General features: G+C 65.1%; 1 pseudogene. It reads right to left on the reverse strand.

The features are described from left to right. Positions 1-218: pseudogene (locus B4E96_RS04530) on the reverse strand (conjugal transfer protein TrbL); the annotation flags it as partial.

Genomic DNA, 218 nt, shown 5'->3' on the forward strand with positions numbered 1-218 from the left:
ACGACGAGGACGAGCTTGGAGAAGATGAGGGCGATGACGAAGGTCGCCCATTTGGCGAACCATCCCTTGGTCGCATCCCATGTCGCCCCGGCCAGGGCGACCGGCCCGAACACGATGGCGACCAGCAGCAGGGCTTTGCGGATGAGCAGCGAGAACCACACGATCGCCGCCGCGCTGATAGCGAGTCCGGCGAGGAAGATCGTCAGGATCGCGCCGAC

Origin of the sequence: Brevibacterium sp. UBA7493, from assembly GCF_002479565.1 — a bacterium.
GTDB lineage: Bacteria > Actinomycetota > Actinomycetes > Actinomycetales > Brevibacteriaceae > Brevibacterium > Brevibacterium luteolum.